This window comes from Paenibacillus amylolyticus (assembly GCF_050990605.1).
Classification (GTDB): domain Bacteria; phylum Bacillota; class Bacilli; order Paenibacillales; family Paenibacillaceae; genus Paenibacillus; species Paenibacillus amylolyticus_H.
The window spans coordinates 6,032,110-6,055,859 of the sequence record NZ_CP158832.1 but is presented as its reverse complement, the minus strand read 5'-3'; the positions used below and the strand labels follow the sequence as shown (position 1 = coordinate 6,055,859).

23 protein-coding genes and 1 riboswitch are annotated in these 23,750 nt (G+C 48.2%); of the genes, 22 read left to right on the top strand and 1 reads right to left on the bottom strand.

Annotation, left to right across the window (positions count from 1 at the left end):
* Positions 1 to 126: 126 nt before the first annotated feature.
* Entirely contained in the window at positions 127 to 1,050 is a 924-nt protein-coding gene (locus tag ABTV53_RS26550) for an aldo/keto reductase family protein (protein WP_433748194.1), read from the top strand.
* 123 nt (positions 1,051 to 1,173) lie between these two features.
* On the opposite strand, the gene ABTV53_RS26545 is transcribed toward ABTV53_RS26550, so the two are convergent.
* Positions 1,174 to 2,286 carry a GGDEF domain-containing protein gene (locus ABTV53_RS26545; protein WP_433748191.1) on the bottom strand — a complete coding sequence of 371 codons (1,113 nt, stop codon included), beginning with the start codon at positions 2,284 to 2,286 and terminating at the stop codon, positions 1,174 to 1,176.
* Positions 2,287 to 2,558: 272 nt separating this feature from the next.
* On the opposite strand from ABTV53_RS26545, the gene ABTV53_RS26540 reads away from it, so the two are divergent.
* From ABTV53_RS26540 to ABTV53_RS26440, 21 genes are all read left to right on the top strand, one after another.
* Positions 2,559 to 2,954: a Fur family transcriptional regulator gene (locus ABTV53_RS26540; RefSeq protein ID WP_036612807.1), complete on the top strand. Its 396-nt coding sequence runs from the start codon at positions 2,559 to 2,561 to the stop codon at positions 2,952 to 2,954.
* Complete coding sequence (locus ABTV53_RS26535) at positions 2,930 to 3,736, top strand: winged helix-turn-helix domain-containing protein (RefSeq protein ID WP_433748188.1); 807 nt, start codon at positions 2,930 to 2,932, stop codon at positions 3,734 to 3,736. The genes ABTV53_RS26540 and ABTV53_RS26535 overlap by 25 nt, the downstream gene beginning before the upstream one ends.
* A gap of 224 nt (positions 3,737 to 3,960) precedes the next feature.
* Positions 3,961 to 5,424 carry a catalase gene (locus ABTV53_RS26530; RefSeq protein WP_433754349.1) on the top strand — a complete coding sequence of 488 codons (1,464 nt, stop codon included), beginning with the start codon at positions 3,961 to 3,963 and terminating at the stop codon, positions 5,422 to 5,424.
* A gap of 208 nt (positions 5,425 to 5,632) precedes the next feature.
* The gene (locus tag ABTV53_RS26525) at positions 5,633 to 6,049 is read left to right on the top strand and encodes a BlaI/MecI/CopY family transcriptional regulator (protein ID WP_017691824.1); all 417 of its coding nucleotides are present in this window, start codon (positions 5,633 to 5,635) and stop codon (positions 6,047 to 6,049) included.
* Position 6,050: 1 nt separating this feature from the next.
* Positions 6,051 to 6,911: a M56 family metallopeptidase gene (locus ABTV53_RS26520; protein ID WP_433748184.1), complete on the top strand. Its 861-nt coding sequence runs from the start codon at positions 6,051 to 6,053 to the stop codon at positions 6,909 to 6,911.
* A 59-nt stretch (positions 6,912 to 6,970) separates the two neighbouring features.
* Positions 6,971 to 7,384 (top strand): DoxX family protein, encoded by a 414-nt coding sequence (locus ABTV53_RS26515; protein ID WP_433748181.1) that lies wholly within the window; start codon positions 6,971 to 6,973, stop codon positions 7,382 to 7,384.
* A 200-nt stretch (positions 7,385 to 7,584) separates the two neighbouring features.
* A complete protein-coding gene (locus ABTV53_RS26510) occupies positions 7,585 to 8,286 on the top strand; it encodes a pirin family protein (protein WP_433748178.1) in 702 nt (233 codons plus the stop codon).
* Between the two features lie 44 nt (positions 8,287 to 8,330).
* Positions 8,331 to 8,666 (top strand): hypothetical protein, encoded by a 336-nt coding sequence (locus ABTV53_RS26505; RefSeq protein WP_433748175.1) that lies wholly within the window; start codon positions 8,331 to 8,333, stop codon positions 8,664 to 8,666.
* Positions 8,667 to 8,913: 247 nt separating this feature from the next.
* Entirely contained in the window at positions 8,914 to 9,867 is a 954-nt protein-coding gene (locus ABTV53_RS26500) for an ABC transporter permease (RefSeq protein ID WP_433748173.1), read from the top strand.
* Positions 9,864 to 10,832: an iron chelate uptake ABC transporter family permease subunit gene (locus ABTV53_RS26495; protein ID WP_433748170.1), complete on the top strand. Its 969-nt coding sequence runs from the start codon at positions 9,864 to 9,866 to the stop codon at positions 10,830 to 10,832. The genes ABTV53_RS26500 and ABTV53_RS26495 overlap by 4 nt, the downstream gene beginning before the upstream one ends.
* Positions 10,826 to 11,584 (top strand): iron ABC transporter ATP-binding protein, encoded by a 759-nt coding sequence (locus ABTV53_RS26490; RefSeq protein ID WP_091036066.1) that lies wholly within the window; start codon positions 10,826 to 10,828, stop codon positions 11,582 to 11,584. Before ABTV53_RS26495 ends, ABTV53_RS26490 begins: the two co-directional genes overlap by 7 nt.
* 42 nt (positions 11,585 to 11,626) lie before the next feature.
* Positions 11,627 to 12,613, top strand: coding sequence for a siderophore ABC transporter substrate-binding protein (locus ABTV53_RS26485; protein ID WP_433748167.1), 987 nt, complete (start codon positions 11,627 to 11,629; stop codon positions 12,611 to 12,613).
* Positions 12,614 to 12,792: 179 nt separating this feature from the next.
* Positions 12,793 to 14,388, top strand: a complete 1,596-nt coding sequence (locus ABTV53_RS26480) for a spore germination protein (RefSeq protein ID WP_433748165.1) — start codon at positions 12,793 to 12,795, stop codon at positions 14,386 to 14,388.
* 4 nt (positions 14,389 to 14,392) lie between these two features.
* The gene (locus ABTV53_RS26475; RefSeq protein ID WP_433748163.1) at positions 14,393 to 15,592 is read left to right on the top strand and encodes a Ger(x)C family spore germination protein; all 1,200 of its coding nucleotides are present in this window, start codon (positions 14,393 to 14,395) and stop codon (positions 15,590 to 15,592) included.
* Positions 15,585 to 15,806, top strand: a complete 222-nt coding sequence (locus ABTV53_RS26470; RefSeq protein ID WP_433748161.1) for a hypothetical protein — start codon at positions 15,585 to 15,587, stop codon at positions 15,804 to 15,806. Before ABTV53_RS26475 ends, ABTV53_RS26470 begins: the two co-directional genes overlap by 8 nt.
* 55 nt (positions 15,807 to 15,861) lie before the next feature.
* Entirely contained in the window at positions 15,862 to 17,001 is a 1,140-nt protein-coding gene (locus tag ABTV53_RS26465; RefSeq protein WP_433748158.1) for a GerAB/ArcD/ProY family transporter, read from the top strand.
* 132 nt (positions 17,002 to 17,133) lie between these two features.
* Positions 17,134 to 17,970, top strand: a complete 837-nt coding sequence (locus tag ABTV53_RS26460) for a uroporphyrinogen-III synthase (protein ID WP_433748156.1) — start codon at positions 17,134 to 17,136, stop codon at positions 17,968 to 17,970.
* 199 nt (positions 17,971 to 18,169) lie between these two features.
* Positions 18,170 to 18,359: riboswitch (cobalamin riboswitch) on the top strand.
* 402 nt (positions 18,360 to 18,761) lie between these two features.
* Positions 18,762 to 20,693 carry a precorrin-3B C(17)-methyltransferase gene (cobJ, locus tag ABTV53_RS26455; RefSeq protein WP_433748153.1) on the top strand — a complete coding sequence of 644 codons (1,932 nt, stop codon included), beginning with the start codon at positions 18,762 to 18,764 and terminating at the stop codon, positions 20,691 to 20,693.
* Positions 20,694 to 20,903: 210 nt separating this feature from the next.
* Positions 20,904 to 22,181 (top strand): sirohydrochlorin chelatase, encoded by a 1,278-nt coding sequence (locus tag ABTV53_RS26450; RefSeq protein WP_433748151.1) that lies wholly within the window; start codon positions 20,904 to 20,906, stop codon positions 22,179 to 22,181.
* Positions 22,178 to 22,948 carry a precorrin-6A reductase gene (gene cobK / locus ABTV53_RS26445; RefSeq protein ID WP_433748148.1) on the top strand — a complete coding sequence of 257 codons (771 nt, stop codon included), beginning with the start codon at positions 22,178 to 22,180 and terminating at the stop codon, positions 22,946 to 22,948. The genes ABTV53_RS26450 and cobK overlap by 4 nt, the downstream gene beginning before the upstream one ends.
* A gap of 71 nt (positions 22,949 to 23,019) precedes the next feature.
* Positions 23,020 to 23,667 carry a precorrin-8X methylmutase gene (locus ABTV53_RS26440; RefSeq protein ID WP_278297837.1) on the top strand — a complete coding sequence of 216 codons (648 nt, stop codon included), beginning with the start codon at positions 23,020 to 23,022 and terminating at the stop codon, positions 23,665 to 23,667.
* The last annotated feature ends 83 nt before the right edge of the window (positions 23,668 to 23,750 follow it).

The window sequence follows — 23,750 nt, the reverse complement described above, 5'->3', positions numbered from 1 at the left end:
AGGTGATATACATGATACAGTTTGGAGGTGTAGAAAACCCTTGATGGCACCCAATTGTTGATACTTTGTGAATAATTAAAAACAACATGATAAACATAGTACAGATGGGGCGCATAATATCGCAGATTGGGTGGAAGCGGACTGAAAGTAAGCGAAATCAGCCTGGGAAGCTGGCTGACGTACGGAGGGTATGTGGAACGTGAGAATGCGGTGAAATCAATTGAAACTGCATTCGATGAAGGCATTAACTTTTTTGATACAGCCAATGTATATGAACGGGGTGCAGCAGAAGAACTGCTGGGACAGACGCTCAAAGCGTATTCCCGTGACTCTTATGTACTTGCAACCAAAGTATTTGGCAAAATGGGTGATGGTCCGAATGACCAGGGGCTGTCGCGTAAACATATCAAGGAGCAATGTGAAGCCAGCTTAAAGCGCCTAGGCGTTGAGTATGTGGATATCTACTATTGCCACCGTTATCATACCGAAACACCAATCGAAGAAACACTCCGTGCACTGGATGATCTGGTGCGTCAGGGCAAAGTGTTATATGTAGGCGTCAGCCAGTGGACTGCGGCTCAGATGGAAGATGCATTGGGTACAGCAGACCGTCTGCTTCTGGATCGTATTGTGGTCAATCAGCCGGTGTACAACATGTTTGACCGTTATATCGAAAATGAGATTATCCCGCTCGGCGAGCGTAAAGGCATCGGACAAGTCGTATACTCCCCGCTTGCTCAAGGTTTATTGACCGGGAAGTATACGTCCGTTTCCGATATCCCGGAGAATAGCCGTGCGGCTAAGCTAGGATGGGATGAAGGAAAGATCAATGCGGATCGTATCGGGAAAGTTCGTCAACTGATTGAAGTGGCGGACAAGCTCGATCTGAAGGTTGGCCAACTGGCCCTGGCCTGGATTCTGCGCCAGAACAATGTATCCAGTGCACTTGTAGGGGCAAGTCGTCCCGAGCAGGTCAAAGAGAATGCAGCTGCATCTGGCGTGAAGCTGGATGCTGCCATTGTCGAGGAGATTGAGAGCATCCTTGCTTGATCTTCATTAGCACACAAGCTAAGATGATATGCAATAATCCATAAAGCAAGGGATGTCCTGTCCGCCTGAATAGGCGAACGAGACATCCCTTTTTTTGATCACGTTGAACGGTTAGATCCCATTTTAAAGTGTAAGAGGCAAGGAACGAAAAGGTAAGGTGCACACACGGTTACGCCCTGTATTCTTGGCTTCGTATAAAGCGCGGTCGGCCTGTTCGAAGAAGTCGTCATCGTCATGAGTATCACAATGATCCGGATATACGGCTACACCAATAGAGATGGTCAGACGTGTCGTTTGGCCGTCGGGCAGAGCAAAATGATATTTCTCTACCGCCTGCCGGATAGATTCAGCAGTAGCCATTGCCTGACGGTTTCCACAGTCGAGCAAGAGAATGGCGAATTCTTCCCCACCGTTTCGTGACACAATATCGGCAGACCGTGCATGCTCAACGAGCAGTTGTCCAAGTTGCTTCAGGACCGCATCGCCGGCAGAATGACCATAGGTGTCGTTTACTTTTTTGAACCGGTCAATATCAATGGCAAGCAAGGACAGCTTTTGTTGGTCATCACGGGCACGCTGAAGTTCCAGTTGAAGTGATTTTTCGAACTGTCGTCGATTGCCAAGATTGGTAAGATGATCGGTAGATGCTCTTCTCTCCAAAAGAAATAACATCTCATTCGATTTATTGATGAATTCTGCGATGATATAGATAAATATTCCACCGACGAAGGAAATGGTCATTTGTAAAGGATATACCTGCATTAATGAATTCATGCTGTCTGTATTCAACATAAGGATGATAAAGATTAATGTTATGCCAAGCAGATTCATTGTAATTATTTTGGTCAGTCTGGACCAGGGAGCATAGGCGAAGTATACACCGGATAGTCCGATCAGAGTCATGACAAATCCTGCATCTATGGCAGAGGATGATAAGCCGAACATCAGAATACGAAGGACGGAGATCACAAGTCCCGTAACGACCGAAGCCATTCCTCCCAGATATACTGCTGCGGTAACGATGGCCAGATGCCGTAGATCTACAATTGTAGTTTCGTTCAGAGGGAAGGAATAGTTCATGAGAACTGTGCCATATATGCCGAATAATAAGCCGCCGATCAACTGAACACGTAATGAGGGAAAAGGCAATCGGATACTATAGAACTTGGCGATGATCCCGGACACATACATAAACGTAATCATGACACAGATATTAATAAAAAAAGTGCTAAACAACCGACATTCCCCCTTTTTACGCACATCCCTATATTTTATCTGAAAAGTGGTGCTGTAGCGAACCATATTATCCCAAAAATATGAGGGGATTGCTGGGAAAGATGTTTTATTTGCATATACAGGATATTAGAGTGATATTGACTTCAATATACAATAAGATTTATACTTAATCTAAATCAAAATGTATTCCTTCTTTTGGGGAAGACCATCATAAGTAGAAGATCAGTGTCTGATTTCATATAAAATGGATCAATAATAAAGGAGAAATGGTTGTGAGAACTTTAAATCTGACGATACAACGGCAAGCGGTATATGATGTGGTGCGCCATTCGGAGGATCATCCGACAGCTGCTGATGTTATGAATCGACTCGTGGAACAAGGATATAATCTGGCCTATGGTACAGTGTATAATTCACTTCGTTATCTGACGGACAAAGAATTGATACGGGAACTTAAACTCGGAGAGACAGCAAGCCGATACGATGCCCGTATGGATGATCATCAGCACATTATGTGTGAAGTGTGCGGCAAAGTGGACGAGGTGATGACAGAGGTTCCTCCACAATGGATGAAACAGGTGGCTGAAGAAACCGGATATGCAATCGATCATGCTCATGTGGTCTTTGGAGGTGTCTGCGGGGAATGCAGAAACAAACGGATCAAGTGAAAATAAAATTGCCTGGCCGCCGTTTACCCCTTAGGGTTAAACCAGCCTTGTCCGATGCAACACCGCTCGTGGACAATTGTCCGGTTACACGGCGTGTGATTCTGATCAGCCCGATGCCTGGGCAGGTTCATGAACTGGTAAAGGCCTTAACGGATAGCTGCTTCGATGTATTGGTATTTCATCGCTGGGAACCGGATCTGCATGAACGTCTTGTCTTCGATCTGTTAATCTATGACTTGTCCGTTGCCGGAACGATCGATGCATTTGCCGGTATTAGCAGCCGATTGAATCGTGAGGCTGAGCATACAACCCCTTGTCTGTATCTGGTCGGTGAGAAGATGATCGGCAGCGCGAGTGGACCGATGCTTCAGGAGGAATTGCTGGTGTGGCCTGCACGTCCGCAGGAAGCTCTTTACCGGGTGCAGCGTATGATCGGCAACAGTCCTGCTATGCCCAAACGTGGATTTTTGCCTGAGGAAGGGCACCGTATCGGATTTAAAGATCTGTGGCTTGATCGTGAAAGGATGAGTGTGCAGCGCGATAATAACCGGATTCATCTAACCAAGACCGAATATGATCTGTTACTCAAGCTGATTGATGCCAAAGGCGCAGTGATTTCCCGTGAGGAGATGCTCAGCGATATCTGGGAGACAGACTTTACGGGTGGGAGTAATGTGGTCGATGTTCATATCAAAAGCTTGCGCAAAAAATTGGGCGACAACGCGTCTTCGCCTCAATATATCGTAACAGTAAGAGGAGTGGGCTACCGCCTGGCGGATTAGTCCGCTTTTTTTTGTTGCTTTAAAAACATGTTCATCGTTCATTCATGAAGTGTTGAAGAACCTCATCTTAATCTCATGTGAACCTCATGCAAAAGTAGAGTGGGACATGTTAGAATCAATTTAACAGTTAGATCAAGTCTAAATGTATATTTAATTCGAAGCCGAATATGATTTTAATAGTAGATAGATAACAGCCGTGAGACCCATTAGAGGAGGACGACATGATGACAGAACGTATGACAACCAATCAGGGAGCACCTGTAGGTGATAACCAGAACTCCCGTACAGCAGGCAGAAGAGGACCGACACTGCTTGAGGACTACCATCTTATTGAAAAAATTGCCCACTTTGACCGTGAACGTATTCCAGAAAGAGTCGTACATGCGAGAGGTGCCGGTGCTCATGGTGTATTCACGCTGGAGCAAAGCATGAAGGCTTATACAACAGCGGACTTCCTGCAAGATCCGGGTACGGAGACGGATGTACTGGTTCGTTTCTCAACCGTTATTCACGGTACAGGATCACCAGAGACTGCACGAGACCCGCGTGGATTTGCCGTCAAATTCTACACGCGTGAAGGCAACTATGATCTCGTCGGCAACCATCTGCCCGTGTTCTTCATTCGTGATGCGATGAAGTTTCCTGATATGGTTCACTCTCTGAAGCCAGCTCCGGATACGAACATTCAGGACCCCGCCCGATATTGGGACTTCATGACCCTCTCACCGGAATCAACGCATATGATGACCTGGTTGTTCTCAGATCTGGGCACACCGGCAAGTTATCGGGAGATGGATGGATTCGGCGTACATGCGTTCAAATGGATGAATGCACAGGGGCAGGTTCACTATGTGAAATATAAGTGGGAGTCTGCTCAAGGCGTTCGGGGCTTCTCTCGTCAGGAAGCTGCCGAAGTACAGGGGCAAGACTTTAACCATGCTACCCGGGACCTGCATGAACATATCAAGAACGGGCAGTACCCGCAGTGGAAGCTTCAGGTACAGCTGTTGAAGCCTGAGCAGATGGATGATTTTGCTTTTGATCCGCTCGACCCAACCAAAACCTGGCCTGAAGATGTATTGCCATTCCATACGGTGGGCACCATGACCCTGAATCGGAATCCGCAGAACTTCTTTGCTGAAGTGGAGCAGGCTGCCTTTTCTCCTAGTGCGCTTGTACCTGGGATTGAGCCTTCCGAAGACAAATTGCTGCAAGGACGCTTATTCTCTTATCCGGACACACAGCGGCACCGGCTTGGAACGAACTATTTGCAAATTCCGGTGAATTGCCCATACGCACCTGTTCGTAATCATCAGCGTGATGGACTTATGAATGTGAATCAGGACCCATCTCCGGTGAACTATGAACCGAACAGTGCCGGAAATAGCCCACAGGAGGATCCGGCATACCGGGATAGTCAGGTTCCGTTGCAAGGGCATGTTACTCGTGAGAAAATTGAGAAAACGGATGATTACACACAGGCAGGCGAACTTTTCCGTTCATTCACCCCTGTAGAGCAGCAGCATTTGCTGGACAATCTGATCAATGACCTCAAGGGAGTATCTGTCGATATTCAGATGCGTGCCCTGTGCCACTTCTTCCGGGCGGATGGACAGCTTGGCGGACGTTTGGCTCATGGACTTGGTGTGGATATTTCTGCACATATGCCGTCACAGGACGGAAAATAAACCATAGTATGACGATGTTCTCACAACATCATATGGACTGATATTCGTTGAAGACCGGGAAAACCGTGAACGTGCGGAATTTCCCGGTCTTTAACCTTTTTACTGAAATGGAAAACAAATTTACAAATCATTTACATAAAATAGCTGACATAGAGGTTGACTTCTCATTTGTTGGCACTACAATGGGTAGTGTGAGGGGTGTCAGAAAATGAGAATACACAATTTCAAAGTGGGTGAGCGTGGGCTCAACCGATTTTTCGGTCCGCTGGAGGCCAAGATCATGGACATTTTATGGGCCCGTCCTGGCAGTAGCATCCGTGAAGTGCAGACCGCACTTGAACAAGACAAAGATGTCAACTTTAATACAGTCATGACCGTGATGAATCGGCTCGTAGACAAGGGACTTCTCGGAAAGTCACAAAAGGGCAGAACATCTTTGTACCAACCGGTACAGAGTAAGGAGGAGTTTATGAACGACCAATCCAAGGAACTGTCACATGAATTGGTGGATGAATTCGGAGCTTTGGCATTGAATCATATGCTGGATGCGCTGGACGAAGCAGATGCGGGTCTGATTGAACGCCTGGAACAGAAGATCAAACAATGGAAAAAGGATAGCGATTAAGATGTGGAAGACCCGCTCGAAACTTTTGTTTACCGTCGGGTTTGGCATTCCGTTACTCGTGTTCATACAGATGTTCATGTACGCGATGTACAAAATTTTTGGCTGGGATATCCCGTTTAACCTGCTCTGGCTCTGCAATCATTGGATGAGTCGACTGGGTTGGTTATCCGTGGGACATTTCCTGCTGGCACTGGTCTTGCTGACATTTGCCGGAACAGGCTGGTTGCTAACAGTGCGTATGATCAAAACCAGGGCAGCCGTACGTAAACTCCGCTCCATGGAGATGCGTGCATTGTCCCGCGAATTGGAGTCCAGGTATTATCATCTCGGACAGCCCGGATTCATTGTGGTGGACAAGCATTCTCCGGTTGCATTTACCATTGGTCTATGGAGACCCTGTATTGTACTTTCCACTGGGTTATTGGACATGCTTGATGCGGAAGAGGAAGTAGCGGTTGTCTATCATGAAGTACACCATCTGTGGCACCGTGACCCTCTGAAGACGACGTTACTGTCGGTATTTGCAATCATAATGCCATATATTCCCGTCTTGAAGCATACTTCAAAGCAATATCATATCGTTAGAGAAATTCTGGCAGACAATGAGGCCATTGAACGCACAGGCAATGTGGCAGGTATTGGCAGTGCACTGCTCAAGCTGCTCCGTGCTTGTCCTGAACCTTGGGAGGCCAGAGAACTGACCGTTCAATCCTCATTTGCGGATACGTCGGTGAATGTCCGAATTTCACGTCTGCTTGACCCGGAACAGGACGTGACGCTGAGATTGCCACGGTATGCTGTTCTGATGTCGGCTACCGTTTTTCTATTGCTGTCTGTCTTGTTTGTCTGGTCCATTGGATGAATCAACTTAGCTAAATGTGAGTTCGAATATGTCGAATATAACGAGGAAGGAAGATGAACATGAATAATAAAAGTGTAGAGATTGGACTGCTTTTCTCCAGGATTATGATCGGTTTGATCTTTGTATTGCACGGCTGGAGTAAATTCGAAGGTGGAATCAGTGGTACGGTAGGATTTTTCGAAAGTATTGGTATTCCCGGATTTCTTGCCTCTGTTGTAGCGATTATTGAGTTGGTAGGTGGTGCAGCGATGATTCTGGGACTGGGGACACGCGTATTTGCTGCCCTGTTTGTTATCGTTATGGGTGGCGTTCTGCTTACAGCCAAAGCGGGTGAGCCGTTCATGAGTGGTACCGAATTCGATTACCTGCTGCTGGCGGGTTCCCTGACACTGCTCTTCACAGGAAGCCGCTTTCTGGCCGTTGATTATCTGTTCTCCAGACAGGGGAATGCTCGCCAGAATATGAGTGCTTGATTCAATTCACGTTTGTTAAAAAATAATAAAGTGCAGGATTAGTCCTGTAACGAGGTTCTTTATTGGCCAGGCCGGTTCGGGAATTGTATTTGCGAACCGGGCTGATCGGTAGAGAACTTTTTTCGCTTGGACGACATGGCTGAGGTTTGTTAAAATGAGAATAAGTATGCTACTAAGAAAAAATAAGGAGGATGCATTTTATGATAAACGTCATTCCATCCGATGCCCGCTCCAGCTTCGATCGAGGCTGGCTTCGTGGGAGTCACAGCTTTTCTTTCGGGGAATACCAAGACCCGGAGAATACGGCGTTTGGACCGATGCGGGTAGCGAACGACGATGTGATTGCGCCTGGACGCGGTTTTGGAGCTCACCCACATAGTGATATGGAGATTGTATCCATCGTACTTAATGGCAAGCTACGACATGAAGATAACCTGGGTAATGTAGCCGTTACAGGCTTTGGTGGTATCCAGCGGATGTCAGCAGGCAGTGGCATGATTCATACCGAGCATAATGCATCCGATAGCGAAGAAGTACGTTTGCTACAGCTCTGGTTCATGCCGCATACGAGAGGGTTGCAACCCTCGTATGAGACCACATCTTTTGATCCAGCGGCACTGGCAGGAGCACTCGTACCCATTGTGTCCCCGGATGGGGGACCAAGAGTTGCGACCATTCATCAGGATATGACGATCTATCTTGGCCGCTTAGCCAAAGACGAAGCGTTAACCTTCCATCAGGATACGGGCCGCAGGATGTACATTTTCTCCATCGAAGGTAAACTGGGATTGGATGGGGAGTACCAGTTGAACGAAGGTGACACGGCTCGTGTGGAACAGCGGAATTCAATCGAGCTGCAAGCACACGAAGATACGTTCTACATGATGATTGATCTGCCGTAGATGGCTGATGAAATGAACTCCAAGATGAAGGAGGATATACACGTATGGCGCAACAGGAATGGTTTATGGTCAAACATGCAGTGACCGGGCGAGGATTGGCCAATAGCAAAACAGATTCCCTGTCCTATCGATTCCAACAGGAGGGTCCAGGTTTCATATTTTCTTTGACGGGTCTGGACGAACGGACTGTTGAACAGATCATGGAGCTTAGACAGGAACTGAACGTATTTCGTTTCGTGCAACGCAAGGATCAGCCCCTTTTGAAGCACTGGTACTACGTAGATGGTGAACGGGTAGTATATGACAGGGAGAGTCACACGTTAAGCATCTATGCGAAGTCCGAGATTCGCTATGTGCCAGAAGACTATTTCGCAGATTAACCACACAATATATTAAATATCAAGCCTTCCATGTGGAAGGCTTTTTTCCTTATATATTATTAATCTTATAGTATATGTATTTCAGGTTGTTTCATGAAATTTAAAGAAAAAGAGCAATCGAAGGTTGACATAATGAATTTAATATCGATATAATTCCTTTAATTGATAATGAGTATCAATATCAAATGATGCGAGGTAGAGCAACTACACATGTTTTACGGCGATCGGTAAGGGGATTAGTAGAGAGATGAAGTTAGGTTATATGTTGATCGTATTGGCTGTATTGTCTATCGTATACCTATTTATTGGCAATTCAGACATTTCACCATTGGATATATTTCATTTGTCCCCGGTCCAGCTACAGGTATTACAAGTTAGCCGTTTTCCCCGCCTGATCAGCATCCTTTTCGCCGGGATCAGCATGAGTGTAATCGGACTGATTATGCAGCAGCTGACACGCAATCGATTCGTTTCCCCAACAACAGCAGGCACGATGGACTCAGCCAGATTGGGCATTCTTGTCACGTTAATGTGGTTTCCGGGAGCATCCCCTCTGCAAAAAATGTTGGTCGCTTTTGCCTTTGCTCTGGCGGGAACACTGATTTTCATGCGAATTCTGGAGAAAGTCAAGTTCAAGGATACGATATATATCGCTCTGCTCGGTCTTATGTTTGGTAACATCGTAAGCTCCGTCACAACATTTTTTGCTTACAAAAATGATCTGATCCAGAATATCTCGTCTTGGCTGCAGGGTGACTTCTCTACCATCATGAAAGGACGTTATGAACTGATCTATATCAGCATCCCGTTGCTCATTATTGTGTACCTGTTTGCTAATCGTTTTACACTTGCAGGTATGGGCGAAGACTTTTCAACCAACCTTGGACTGGCATATCGACGAGTTGTGAATATCGGCTTGATTCTGGTAGCGATGGTTTCAGCGGTTGTGATTATTACCGTAGGTACGATTCCGTTTCTGGGCCTTGTCGTGCCCAATATCGTAACACTCTACAAAGGGGATAACTTGCGTGATACGTTACCTCATACGGCCGTGCTTGGTGCGATTTTCGTTTTGGTCTGCGATATTCTGGGGCAATTAGTGATTTATCCTTATCAACTTTCGATCAGTCTGACGGTGGGAGTTGTGGGAAGTGGATTATTCCTGTATTTACTGCTTCGAAGAAAGGCTTATGGATCATGAGAATGAAATATACGGCGAATACATGGAAGTTTGTCTTGTTCATTGCAGCGGCAGTGCTGCTGATTGGCATATTTCTGGTCATTCAATCGGGAGGCAACTGGGATTACATATTGCCGCGAAGAGGGAAAAAGATTCTTGCCATTGTACTGACAGGTGCCTGCATCGCGTACTCTACGGCGATTTTCCAAACGATAACCAACAATCGAATTCTGACTCCTGGCATCATGGGCCTCGATTCCTTGTATATGCTGTTTCAGACGTTTGCCGTGTTTGTGTTTGGAAGCACACATATCAGCTTTGTGAACAAAAACCTTAATTTTGCAATATCTGTCCTGCTCATGACGTTGTTTGCTCTACTACTGCATCAGTTCATGTTCCGTAGGGAACAGGGACGTAATATTTATCTGTTGCTGCTGGTGGGTCTGATTCTGGGCACGCTCTTCCAGAGTATGTCTTCCTTCATGGAGGTACTGATCGACCCCAATGAGTTCCTTGTGCTGCAGGGCAAGATGTTTGCGAGCTTTAACAATGTGAATACGGATCTGCTGATCATCTCGATCGCTGCAATTATGCTGATCCTGCTGTACGCGCAAAAGTTTACCAAATATCTCGATGTACTGTCCCTCGGCAAAGATCACGCAGTGAATCTCGGGGTGGATTACGACTACATTGTAAAGAGGCTTCTGCTGGTAGTGATGGTTCTGGTTTCGATCTCCACCGCGCTGGTGGGTCCAATTATGTTTTTGGGGTTGCTGGTCGTGAATCTGGCGCATCAGGTGTTCCGGACACATCGGCATAAAGTGCTGATCTGGGGTTCGGTCATGATCGCAGTAGTTGCATTGGTTGGTGGACAGCTCATTGTAGAGCGGGTGTTTACATTTGCAACTACAGTAAGTGTCATTATTAACTTTATAGGCGGCGTGTACTTCATCTATTTACTGCTAAAGGAGAATAAGTCGTGGTAGAAGTCAGAAATGTTACCAAACAATACGGCGGCGTCCGGGTAGTGGATGACGTATCACTGAATATTGCCAAAGGGAAGATTACATCATTTATTGGTCCAAATGGAGCAGGGAAAAGTACGCTTTTATCCATGATTACCAGGCTAATCAGCAAGGATACAGGACAAGTCCTGATTGAAGGGCGCGAGATTGAAAGCTGGAAGAACAAGGACTTGTCGCGCAAAATATCAGTCCTCAAACAGTCGAATCACATCAATATTCGGTTAACTGTGGAGGATCTTGTGGCTTTTGGCCGGTTCCCGTATTCACAAGGAAGGCTCACACCAGAGGATCAACAGTGGATTCAGGAGGCCATTGACTATATGGAACTGGCCCCATTCCGCAAGAAGTATCTGGATGAACTGAGTGGCGGACAGCGGCAGCGGGCATATATCGCCATGGTGATTGCCCAGAACACCGAGTATATTTTGCTGGATGAACCTTTGAATAACCTAGATATGAAACATTCTGTTCAGATTATGAAGGTGCTGCGCAGAATGGTGGATGAACTCGGCAAAACGATTGTCATTGTCATTCATGACATCAATTTTGCCTCCTGTTACTCCGACTATATTGTTGCGCTCAAGGATGGACGCGTAGTAAAAGAAGGTAAGACGGAAGACATCATCGATACGGATGTATTGCAGAGCGTCTATGACATGCACATCCCTGTGCAATGGATCGATGGACGTAAGATTTGTGTATATTTTGCGTGAGTGAGAAGGAAGTCAAATATAGAGAGCGAGAGGTGTCTATACATGAAAAAGGGTTGGTTGTTTACGTTATTCGTGGTGTTGTCCGTTGTCCTGGCAGCTTGTGGTGGAAATAAGGCAGCGGATAATACAGGTGCAAGCAGTGGCACAGGATCAGAAGCTGCTGCACCAGCAGATCAAGCAAGTGAAGAAATGGTCGTCAAACATAAACTGGGTGAAACAACCGTCAAGAAAAATCCAGAGAAGGTCGTTGTCTTTGACTACGGTGTACTGGATTCACTGGATCAACTGGGCGTAGAAGTTGCAGGTGTTCCGCAGGAAGGCGTACCTCCTTATCTGGACAAGTATAATGATGCGAAGTACACCAATGTTGGTGGCCTGAAAGAAGCTGATTTTGAGAAAGTCAATGCGATGAAACCAGATCTGATCATCATCTCGGGAAGACTCCAGGATTCGTATGAAGAACTGAGTGAGATTGCACCAACCATATATATGGCGGTAGATACGGCAGATTACATGAATTCTCTGACCAGTAACGTGAAGACACTCGGGGACATCTTCGGTAAAGAAAAAGAAGCAGAAGAAGCCATCGCATCGATCGAAACATCCGTTAAGGCACTACATGACAAAGTAACGGCTGCAGGTAAAAATGCGCTAATCGTCCTGACGAACGAAGGCAAACTGAGCGCATATGGTGCCGGCTCCCGTTTTGGCGTTATTCATGACGTATTTGGTTTTACGCCGTCAGATGCGAACATTGAAGTATCCACACATGGGCAGAGCGTTTCGTTTGAATATGTCATGGAACAGAACCCGGATTACCTCTTTGTCGTTGATCGCAGTGCAGTGGTTGCAGGTAACGGTGAGGCATCCCCCGCAAAACAGGTGATCGAGAACGACTTGGTGAAAAATACAACAGCATATAAAGAAGGACATATTGTTTATCTTGATCCGAATTACTGGTACTTGTCTGGCGGTGGATTGGAATCCATTCAAGAAATGATTAAAGAAGTGGACGCAAGCATCAACTAAAGCGAATGCACAGCAGTGCATGTGTTGGATCAACTGGAGCGGTCTCTGTTAAATACAGAGGCCTTTTTGCTGTCTGAAAACTCAGAGAATTGAATCGTAATTTTGCAAAAAAGACCACATAATTCCCAGCTGTCTGGCACAAGCTACCTTGTATAAAAACAAGAACGGAGGGGCGGCATATGGCGGACAAAACATCCGGGAAAGACAAGTCCCGACAACCGGGACGAGCTTCAGAAGAGAAAAAACATATCCCTTTGGGACTGCCGTCCCCGCCTTTTCTGCGGCAGCCGATTAGTGCAGTACATGACACTCAGATTCAAGCGGTAAAAGAGATTTTCTCCGATTGCTCGGATGTGGTTTTTCGCAACGTCATGATTACGCCGGAAGTGAAAGGACTTCTCGTCTATATTGAAGGTATTGTCAATTCGGCTGATATCCAGGAACACATGCTGCGTCCGATTATTCGTGGGCTGGTGCAGCAGCGTACAGATGAACCTGATGTTCCACTGGATGATACAACCGTTGAGCTAACACAGGTGAAGCGCGTTAACACCTGGGCTGCCGCGGCTGAAGGAGTGCTGGCATCCTCCGCGCTTCTGGTGATCGATGGAAGTAGCGAAGGCTGGATGTTTAACGTCAAAGGTGGCGTCAGACGCGGGGTGGAGGAACCTCAGACGGAATCCGTAATTCGGGGACCACGGGAGGGATTTACCGAAACACTGCGCGTGAATACGGCTTTACTGCGGTTCAAGCTGAAAACTCCCTCTCTCAAGATGGTAAGTATGACACTAGGCACAGAAACCAAAACCGATATTGTTCTGACCTATATGGAGGATATTGCTGATCCGAAGTTGATCCGGGACGTGAAGAAACGTCTGGAAAAAATAAAGATCGATGGCATTCTGGAGACGGGTTATATCGAGGAATTAATTGAAGACCACCCGTATTCTCCATTCCCACAGATGCACTATTCGGAGCGCCCGGATACAGTAGCAGGTAACTTGCTGGAAGGGCGATTTGCCATTTTGGTAGACGGCACTCCTTTTGCGTTAATTGCTCCTGTCACGATGTGGCAGATGCTACAGGCCAGTGAGGATTACTATGAACGATTCTTCATCAGTAATCTGTTGCGTTGGATACGGTTTCTGTTCGTAGCTATTGCACTTTTCCTTCCAGCGCTGTATATCGCCATTACCACATTTCATCAGGACATGTTGCCTACCACGCTGATTCTGAGTATTGCCGGTGCACGGGAAGCCATCCCTTTTCCGGCTTTGGTGGAAGCCCTCATCATGGAGCTATCGTTCGAAGCCCTCCGTGAAGCGGGGGTCAGGTTACCGAAAACAGTTGGTCAAGCAGTCAGTATTCTCGGTGCGCTCGTAATCGGGCAGGCCGCAGTTCAGGCGGGGATTGTGTCCGCACCGATGGTTATTATCGTATCCATGACAGGTATAGCTTCCTTTACAATTCCGCGGTTTAACTTTGCGATCACCGTACGTCTATTGCGATTTCCGATCATGTTATTGGCGGGTATGCTTGGATTGTATGGCATTGTGATTGGTTTGGTTCTGATCTCGGTGCATCTGACACAGATGACTTCGTTTGGTGTACCTTATCTGTCAGGTCTTAGCCCGTACAGTAAGACTGATACCAAGGATATTCTCATTCGTGTGCCGTGGTGGAAAATGATCAATCGTCCTTCTACGGTTCAGGATAACCAGAAACGGATGAAAGACAAGATCAATGGTTCCCCTGAAGCTGAGGAAGGGTGGTGAACCCATGCAGTTCATATATAAGTACCGGGCAGTTATAGCTCTGTTGTTATGTACTTCGCTCATTTCCGGTTGCTGGGATCGAGAGGAAATTAACGATATTGCCTTCGTAATTGGCATAGCTGTGGATAAAGAAGAGGAGAATTACAGATCCAGTCTGCAAATCGCTCTTCCTGGCCAATCCGGTTCTACCGGCAGTGAAGGAGGCGGAGGAGGCACAAGCGGTAATAAATCCTGGTTCATGTTGTCCAATACAGCAAAAACTTTTCGCGGAACATCTCTTGAAGGGCAAAAAGCCTTGTCCCGCAGGCTGTATTACGCTCATCGCCGTACACTGCTGATTGGTGAGGAATTGGCGAGGGAGGGGGTTGCTCCCATGCTGGATTTGTTGACACGATATCCGCTCAATCGTTTCTCGGCACTGCCCGTCATCACCAGAGGAGAAGCATATAAGGTAATGGACACGGATGCACCTATTGAGAAGTTCCCCTCCGAGATGGTGCGGGAACTGTGTTTCTTGAACATGCGTAACCCACGCTCACTCAAAACGTTCATTGATGCCATTCTAAGTGCAGGTGTAGATCCTTTCTTGCCCATAGCTTCAGTTGAAGAAAATGTACCGAAGAACTGGAAGGACGCCAAAACAAATATCAAGCTGGATGGATTGGCCATTTTTAAAAAAGACAAGTTGGTAGGCATGATTGACAAGGCCCCCGCTGATGCCCTGATTCTCGCTATGGGGGAAGCCAATGCGCCAGAAGTTATGGTCAAGGCTCCGCGCGGAGAAGGAGATATATTCATCAAGCTGAACGAGAACAATTCTTCACTGCACCCCAGTGTCAAGAATGACAAGGTTAGTGTGACCGTTCAATTGTACGCCAAAGGCGTGGTAGTAGATAATGAATCAAATTACGGTGATCTGCGGGAAAAAGAGATTATAAAATTAAATGACGCGATCCACCAAAAAATAAAAGAGGATATCGTTGAAGGGGTTCGGTTAATACAGCAAAAATATCATGCCGATATTCTCGGGATTGGTCGGTCGATCCATCAACACTTGCCTAAAGAGTGGGACAAAATGAAGGATCGATGGGATGATATCTATCCTGATGTTGAGGTGAACGTTATCCCGCACGTCATTATTGAAAATGTAGGGATAGTCAATAAACCGATCGGTGTGATGGAGGAGGATATCGTACATGATTAAGCCACTTTTGTTCACCTATCTGGGGATGGTCATCATCGTCATTGTGATGGATTTCAGACATCTGAAGCAAGCGGCGGTCATTAATCGCTGGTTATCCTATGGCTTGATTGCATTAGGAACAGGCCTTTGGATCTATGTAACCCATTTAAGTAAAACCTTTTTTGTAGCGATATGGATCAGCCATGTCATCGAGCGATTCTTACCGCTACCATAGGTACGGACTAGAAATGGTGCGGAGTACAGGTTGAATGATAGAAAGGAGGTATGGCATGAATCAAAGTGTAACTTCTCGACAGATTGTACTACTCGTGCTACTGCTCAGTATTACGGGCACGTTGATTCAACCCCATGCACAGGCCATTTATTATGCCGAACAACATGCATATCTATCGTATGTGCCAGTTGTTCTCGTGATGATTATATCCATGTGGATGGTAAGCCGGATTCAGCGGAGATTTCCGAATCAGGATCTATTTGAGGCGCTTGCCGATCGGTTCCCCTTTATGGGAAGGCTCGCAGGCGTAATGTACATTTTGTTTTTTTTCTTCATATTCGCCAGAGATATCCGATTAATTGGTGATTATGTAAGTATAACCTTGTTAGAAACAACGCCGATATCCATTGTTGTATTGTCACTCATTATTATGGCGGTATTTATCGTCAGAGGTGGGCTTGGTTCGTTGATCGGAATGTCAGAGCTATATGTTACCCTGTTCCTGTTGAACTCTATCATTGTGCCTTTCATGCTTATTCAGCAGTTGAATATGGATAATCTGATGCCCTATTTTCATGTTGATACAGCAGGTGTAGGCAAAGGGAGTTGGTACATATTTTCTTTTTATGGAGAGATGATCGCCTTACCTTTTGTCGTCAAGGGCAGTGATTTTCGTTTCAAGCCTGTGTTATGGGGCATCATTATCTCGGGATTGCTGATGATGCTAATTATAGTGGAAACTATCACTTCGATTGGTGTGCCCATCGCCTCCAGACTGGTATACCCTTCGTATGAGCTTGCAAGGCAGTTGCAAATTAGTGATTTTCTGGATCGGTTTGATCTGGCGCTAGCAGCTGCAACCCTGCCTACCATGATTACCAAAATTGCATTTGATCTGTATTTTGTCTGTTGGGGACTGAAGCGAATGATTCCGAACGTTTCGGGAAAGGTCATGACAGGTCCGGTGGCACTGTTAGGCTTTGTCTGTGCATTCTGGTTTTTCAGAAACGCCATTCAGCTTTATCGTTTTACCAGGGAATGGACTTGGATCGCCATTGTTTTTGAAGTACTGTTCCCTATGGTGCTGTTTCTTTTCCTTCGTCCACGTAAACGGGGACAAGAATCCACTGCTTCGGAAAAGAACGGGGAGAAAAGAAGGCAGGATCCTCATGGTGGAGAACTCCAGCCTTCCTGATACATTCCATCAAAAATCTTTATAGAAGAACGGGCAAAAAGAGGGTAAGCACAGTTTCCCTTCATAGAAGTACCCTGTATACTGTAGTCAGACTGAGATGAACATTCGGCTGAACTAACGGGGGGAACATGAATGGCTCAACATTTGGCAGGCGTACGTGTAGCATTGACAGGACCACGAAAGTCGAAAGAAATGTCCTTACTGGTTGAAAAAATGGGTGGAGTCCCGCTTGTGCGACCGGCACAGGGAACGGTATTTCTGGATGACCGGAATATCAGGGACGGGCTGGTATCGTGGATCTCGGACCCGCCGGACTGGGCGGTATTGACCACGGGCATGGGATTGGACGCGTTATTTGAAATGGCCGAGGATATGGAAGTGGCGGGACAGTTGCTGGATGCGCTGTCGGAGTCCTCGATTGCGGCGAGAGGTTACAAGACAGTGAATGCACTGAAAAAGCGCAAGTTAACACCGCTAGTACGGGACGATGATGGCAGTACGGACGGGCTTATTCGTGAATTTGCCCCGCATGATCTCACAGGGAAAAAGGTCATGTTGCAGCTTCACGGGGAGACAGCTCCCAAACTCGTTGCATGGTTGGAAGAACAAGGTGCGATCGTCAGACAAGTGCTTCCTTACCGCCATGTACCGCCAGAAGAGACGGAGCTGGAACAGCTTTTGACTGAAATTGTACAGCACGAGGTAGATGCTGTTGCTTTTACAAGTGGACCGCAGGTCCGATTCCTGGCGCAATATGCAGCATCGCAGAATAAGCTCGAACCGATGCTGGAAGCTTTCAGACAAGGTGTAATCCCTGCGTCTGTGGGTAAAGTGACGGCAAATTCGATGCGAGAAGAAGGCATCGAGGCGCTGGTGATTCCGGAGGAAGAAAAGATGGGAGCGCTCATCGTTGAACTTGGACGTTACTTCGCTGCGGGTCATGCGGATAAGGTTCGTGGCCGTCAATAAAGGTTGATAAGTGAGCAGAAACGAACTCAATTCGTTGGTTGTTGGATGTTTATAACGAATGGGATATGCATAGGTTATTTCGGGTTCTGATCCGATTTTAGGATCAGGACTTTTTTCTGTTATGTCTGATAATAGAAGAATGGGTAAGTATCATAAGCATGGACATTATTTCCTGCACGGTGTTATTATGAAAACAATATTGAATGAAAACAAGCAAGGTGCTCTTGCGTAAAGCGAGAGGTAACAGGGAATCGGGTGAAAGTCCCGAGCGGTCCCGCCACTGTAATGGTGAAGCCCTTTTTGATCCAAGTCACTCGCATAGCCGGGGAAGACAGAAAAGGAAGCTGATGATCCAGAGCCAGGAGACCTACCTTGCATGTGTCACCGAACCCTTCGCGGAAAGGAATGGTGTACGAAGAATCAGGAATTGGGCGAACAAGCGGTTCGCCCGGCTGGCCCCCTTGGGCCACATAGTCACAGGATTACCCTCCGGGAGTCTGGGACTGTGTTCTTGAGTGTACGTACATGCGTATCCCATCCGTTATAAGGATGGGATTTTTTTGTTTTTATATGAACGATATATCCCTACGATCCCCAGTGTTGTGTCGGGAAATTGAAGGTAGAGGAATAGATCAGACTGATCATGCAGTTGGTTTATAAGAACCGGGTTGGATGATCTGAGTTAACAGAGCTATGAATTGAACACGCTTAACAGTTGGGGAGAAGGTCGGCATAGCCGTCCTTCTTCACTGTTTAATCCGTACGACAAGTGTGATGAAGGAGGAGAAGCAATGCAAGGTCAAGGCAAGCTGCTAATTATCGGGTTTGGTCCGGGAGCAATGGAACATATCACGAAGCGGGCACTCGAAGCACTTCAGGAGAGCGAGGTTATTATCGGATACAACACCTATGTGGATCTGATTCGCCCTCTGTTGAGCGGGCAAGCGATTGTGCGCACGGGTATGACGGAGGAAGTAAGTCGTGCACAAGAAGCGGTCAGACAGGCGGAGATGGGCAAAATTGTTGCCGTCATTTCCAGTGGTGACGCAGGCGTATATGGTATGGCAGGTCTGGTATACGAGGTGCTGATGGAGCAAGGATGGAAGCCTGATACCGGTGTTGCTGTCGAAGTTATTCCGGGCGTGTCGGCCATTCAGTCCTGTGCATCACTGCTGGGTGCCCCTGTCATGCATGATGCATGTACGATCAGCCTCAGTGATCACCTCACGCCGTGGGAGACCATTATTCGCAGGGTCGAAGCCGCAGCGTCCGCTGATTTTGTCATTGCCCTGTACAATCCACGCAGTGGACGGCGCACACGCCAGATCGTGGAGACACAGGAAATGATTCTGCGTTACCGTGACCCACAGACCCCGGTAGGTCTGGTGAAAAGTGCATATCGTGAGCGTCAGGACGTTGTCATGACCACACTGGAGGATATGCTGAATCATGATATCGGCATGCTGACGACTGTGATTATCGGCAATTCCTCGACCATGATGTACGAAGGACTCATGGTCACCCCGCGCGGCTATCAGCGGAAATATACGCTGAACACCGCGGAACAGTCGCTCAGACCCCATGAGCGACTGCGCACCGAAGCCGAGCCATGGTCGCTCGGCGCAAGGGACGCCCGCGCTGCCGCCTCCGGCGAGGCAGCGGGCGAGAGCGCGGCCAGCCATGCATTGGCCGCGCAGCCACAGGCGGAGCCAGCCCTGCGCGGCGCAAGCGCCGGAGCGGGCACGGCTCCGCAAGGGCAGCTGCCCGCTGGCGCAGGGGCGGCTGCCGCTATGCCTGCGGCAAGCCCGGCGAGCGGCGCTGGCACCGCCGTGCTTGCCGGCGAGCGACCTGCACCCGTTGCGGCAGAGGCCGCTCCGGGCCAGGTCGCAGAAGCGCCCCGCGCTGGCGCAGCTGAGCTCGCCGCCGAGGCGCTGACACGGCTCGCGGCAGGCGGCGCGCTCGCGGGCGAATCGGCGAGCCGCTGGCTGGACGCAACAGCGCCGAGCCGAACGGCAAGTGCGCCGCAGGCTGCGACCGCAGCAGCGGTACGCACTGCGCCCGAGCCTGGGCGCAAGGCGCCGCTGTTCGAAGTCGGCGTGTCGCCCGGCGTGGGCAACAAAAAATTCACCGCAGCCCAGATGGCGCTGCTGGCGCAGTGTGCAAGTGAAGACGGCGAACTGGAGTACACGCCGGAGCACCAGATTATTCTGAGAGTGCCGACATTTGAACCGGACTCGCTGGTTGAAGAGCTGCGTGCAGCGAATTTTATCGTTGTACCGATTGGCGATGTCATCAAGGTGAAGGCCTGTGACTTCTGCAATATGGAGAAGGACGATGCTGTTCCGATGGCTAACCATTTACAGGCCGTGATTGGCGGACTGGGTGCACCGAAAGAAACGAGTGTGGCGCTGAATGGCTGCGGTATGGCATGTTACGGGGCCGTGCTGGAGGATATCGGCATCGTGTATCGCAAAGGCGCATACGACCTGTTCCTCGGTGGCAAGAAATTCGGCCGCAATGCTCATCCTGCACAGCCCGTAGCAGAGGGAATTCCGGGTGACCAGATTGGTGGAATTGTGGAACGAATTGTGGCGGATTACAAGGAAAAGGGCCATCCGAATGAGCGATTCCACAAGTTCTTCAAACGAGTCGGCGTAATTCAGGGCTTCCGCCATGTGGACGCACCGGTCACGGTGGAAGTAGACCCGATCTGTGGTGACTAATTCCATACTAATTCCGTACTAATGCCTGACTAAGCCTTGAATAAGCAATAATTATGTCCTTGACTGAGTCATCTTCTTCGGGGAGGCGTGGTGAGTAACTTGTCAGAGCGTATCTAGTCGTTTGCAATATTCGCTGAATTTCAGCTGACATAGATGGATTGATTATGAAAAGTCTGATCTGCGGGTCAGACGGGGGAGGAATAACAAAAGATGGATGCAATATTGTTGGTGGGACACGGGAGCCGTGATCCCGAGGGGAACCGGGAGTTGAAGGAGTTTGCACATGAGGTAGCAGCGAAGGCACCGGATAATACGTTGGTGGAGACCTGTTTTCTGGAGTTAACGAGACCAAGTATTGCTGAAGGTGTTACCGCTTGTGTGGATCGGGGAGCAACACGTGTCGTGTTGGTGCCGATCATTTTGTTTGCTGCCGGTCATGCCAAGATTGATATTCCTAACGCCATTGACCGCGCCAAGGCACGTTATCCGCAGGTGGAATTCGTATATGGTCGTCCCATCGGTGTCCATGAGAAAGTCGTTCAGATTATGCAGACCCGTCTGCAAGAAGCACAACCTGTACTTGTCGCATCCCAAGGCGGTGCAGCAGTAGCGGCTCCACCTGCTCCGGTGACGGATGAAGAGACTGCCGTCCTGGTGCTTGGACGGGGAAGCAGTGACCCGGATGCCAACAGTGACTTTTTCAAAATGACCCGGATGTTATGGGAGAAACTGCCGTACAAGTGGACGGAAAGCAGCTTTATCGGCGTGACTCAGCCCTCATTCCCGGATGGATTAGAGCGCTGTCTCTTGCTGGGTGCAAAGAAAATCATCATCATGCCTTACTTCCTGTTCACAGGTGTACTGATCAAGCGCATTGATGAAATGACTGCGGAATTTGCAGCGGCACATCCAGACATTCAGGTTGAGGTTGGCGGATATTTTGGCTTCCACCCGAAGCTGGTTGAACTGGTACTGGAGCGAGCCCATGAGGGTTTATACGGACGTGTAACAGCCAATTGTGACAACTGTCAATTCAGATTGGAAGCTGCCAAACATCATCATCACCATCATGATCACGACCATGGGCATGACCACGATCATCACCATGATCACGACCACGACCATCATCACGATCATGGACATGAGCACAGTCACGACCACCATCATGAACACAGCCATGCGCACAACCACGATCATTCGGACCATGATCACTCGCATCATCATGATGAGCATAACCATCAGCACGTATATGCACAAGATGACCATACACATAAGTATGACCACGCTCATGATCACTCGCATACAGCCGTCGATCGTCAAGCATCACTCGATTATCACCATGATCACGATGAAGAGTTGCATCATACGCATCATGAGCACGAAGGAAATCGGAACAACCCGGATGACGCGGAAGGAATCGCACAAGAAGCGGCTTCTCCCGATCAGTCACAGGTTGCAGCAACTTCGGAGCAGGTGAATCGTCCATGATCTTCATGTTGTGTGGTACGAGTGATGCCAGGGAACTCGCTTTACAGATTCAGCAGCAAGGTACAGACGTGCTGACTTCTGTTGTAACCGACAGTGCGGCAAATAGCCTGACAGAAGCCGGGTTACCTGTTCGGACAGGTCGTTTGACTGTGGAAGCCATGGTGGAACTTGTGCGTGAAAAAGGTAGCTGTGCCATTGTGGATGCAAGTCATCCGTTTGCCGAAGAAGCACATGCCAATGCGATGGAAGCAGCCAAACAGGCCGGCATTCCATATATTCGCTATGAGCGCACGGGCCTGGCATACGATGATCATGCGTTGCTGCATGTCGTATCTTCCTACGATGAAGCGGCACTCAAGGCCAAAGAATTGAAGGGCTCCGTTATGCTGACGACAGGTAGCAAAACGTTACAGACTTTCACCAAGCACCTGCTCGGTGATCCGGACATTCGTCTCGTTGCCCGCATGCTTCCACGTCTCGATAATATGGAGAAATGCGGTGAACTTGGCGTTGAACAGCGCAATATTATTGCGATGCAGGGACCATTTTCCCGCGAAATGAATGAAGCCTTGTACAAGCACTATGCGACGACGGTAATGGTTACCAAGGAGAGCGGCAAGACCGGAGCAGTGGATGAGAAAATCCAATCTGCACTCGAACTGGGCATTCATGTCGTGTTGATTTCACGCCCCGAGGCTGAATTTGGAACGGTGTTTGACCATTTCGAAGGTGTACTGGATGAGTTGAAGCGTGTATTGGTGCAGTAGAGCACCCCAATAGTCTTAATTTGAATAATGAATTTTTGAATGACACCACTACTTGAAGGAGTGAAACGCACATGGATTTCAAAACGGAATTTAAACCGTTGACCGTACAACCGCAGGAGATTGAGGGCAAAAGCTTTGAGATGATCACGGAGGAACTGGGTGAGCATCCTTTCACGGCTGAGCAATATCCAGTGGTACAGCGTGTCATTCACGCCTCGGCTGACTTCGAATTGGGACGCAGCATGGTGTTCCACCCGGATGCCATTCAAGCAGGAATTGCAGCGCTTCGCGCCGGACAATCCGTCATCGCTGACGTACAGATGATTCAGGCTGGCGTAAGCAAGGATCGCATTCGCGGTTTTGGCGGAGATGTGCATGTACATATTTCCGATCCCGATGTGATGGAGGAAGCCAAGCGCTTGAACACCACTCGCGCAATTATCTCGACGCGTAAAGCGAATCAATTATACGAAGGCGGAATTTATGCCATTGGTAACGCCCCAACCGCTTTGCTGGAACTGATCCGTCTGGTCAAAGAAGGCGAAGCCAAACCGGGTCTGATCATCGGTATGCCGGTTGGATTCGTATCCGCAGCAGAATCCAAAGACGAGCTGCGCAAACTCGACATCCCGTTTATCACCAATATTGGCCGCAAAGGCGGAAGCACCATCGTCGTAGCCGCCCTGAACGCCATCTCCCTGATGGCAGTGAAGGCGTAGTCGTTCTAAGTAAAAGCCACAGGTTACTAGAGGCAATCGTGACGCACGCGAGCGTTAGCGATCTTAACGGGCTTTAACGAATC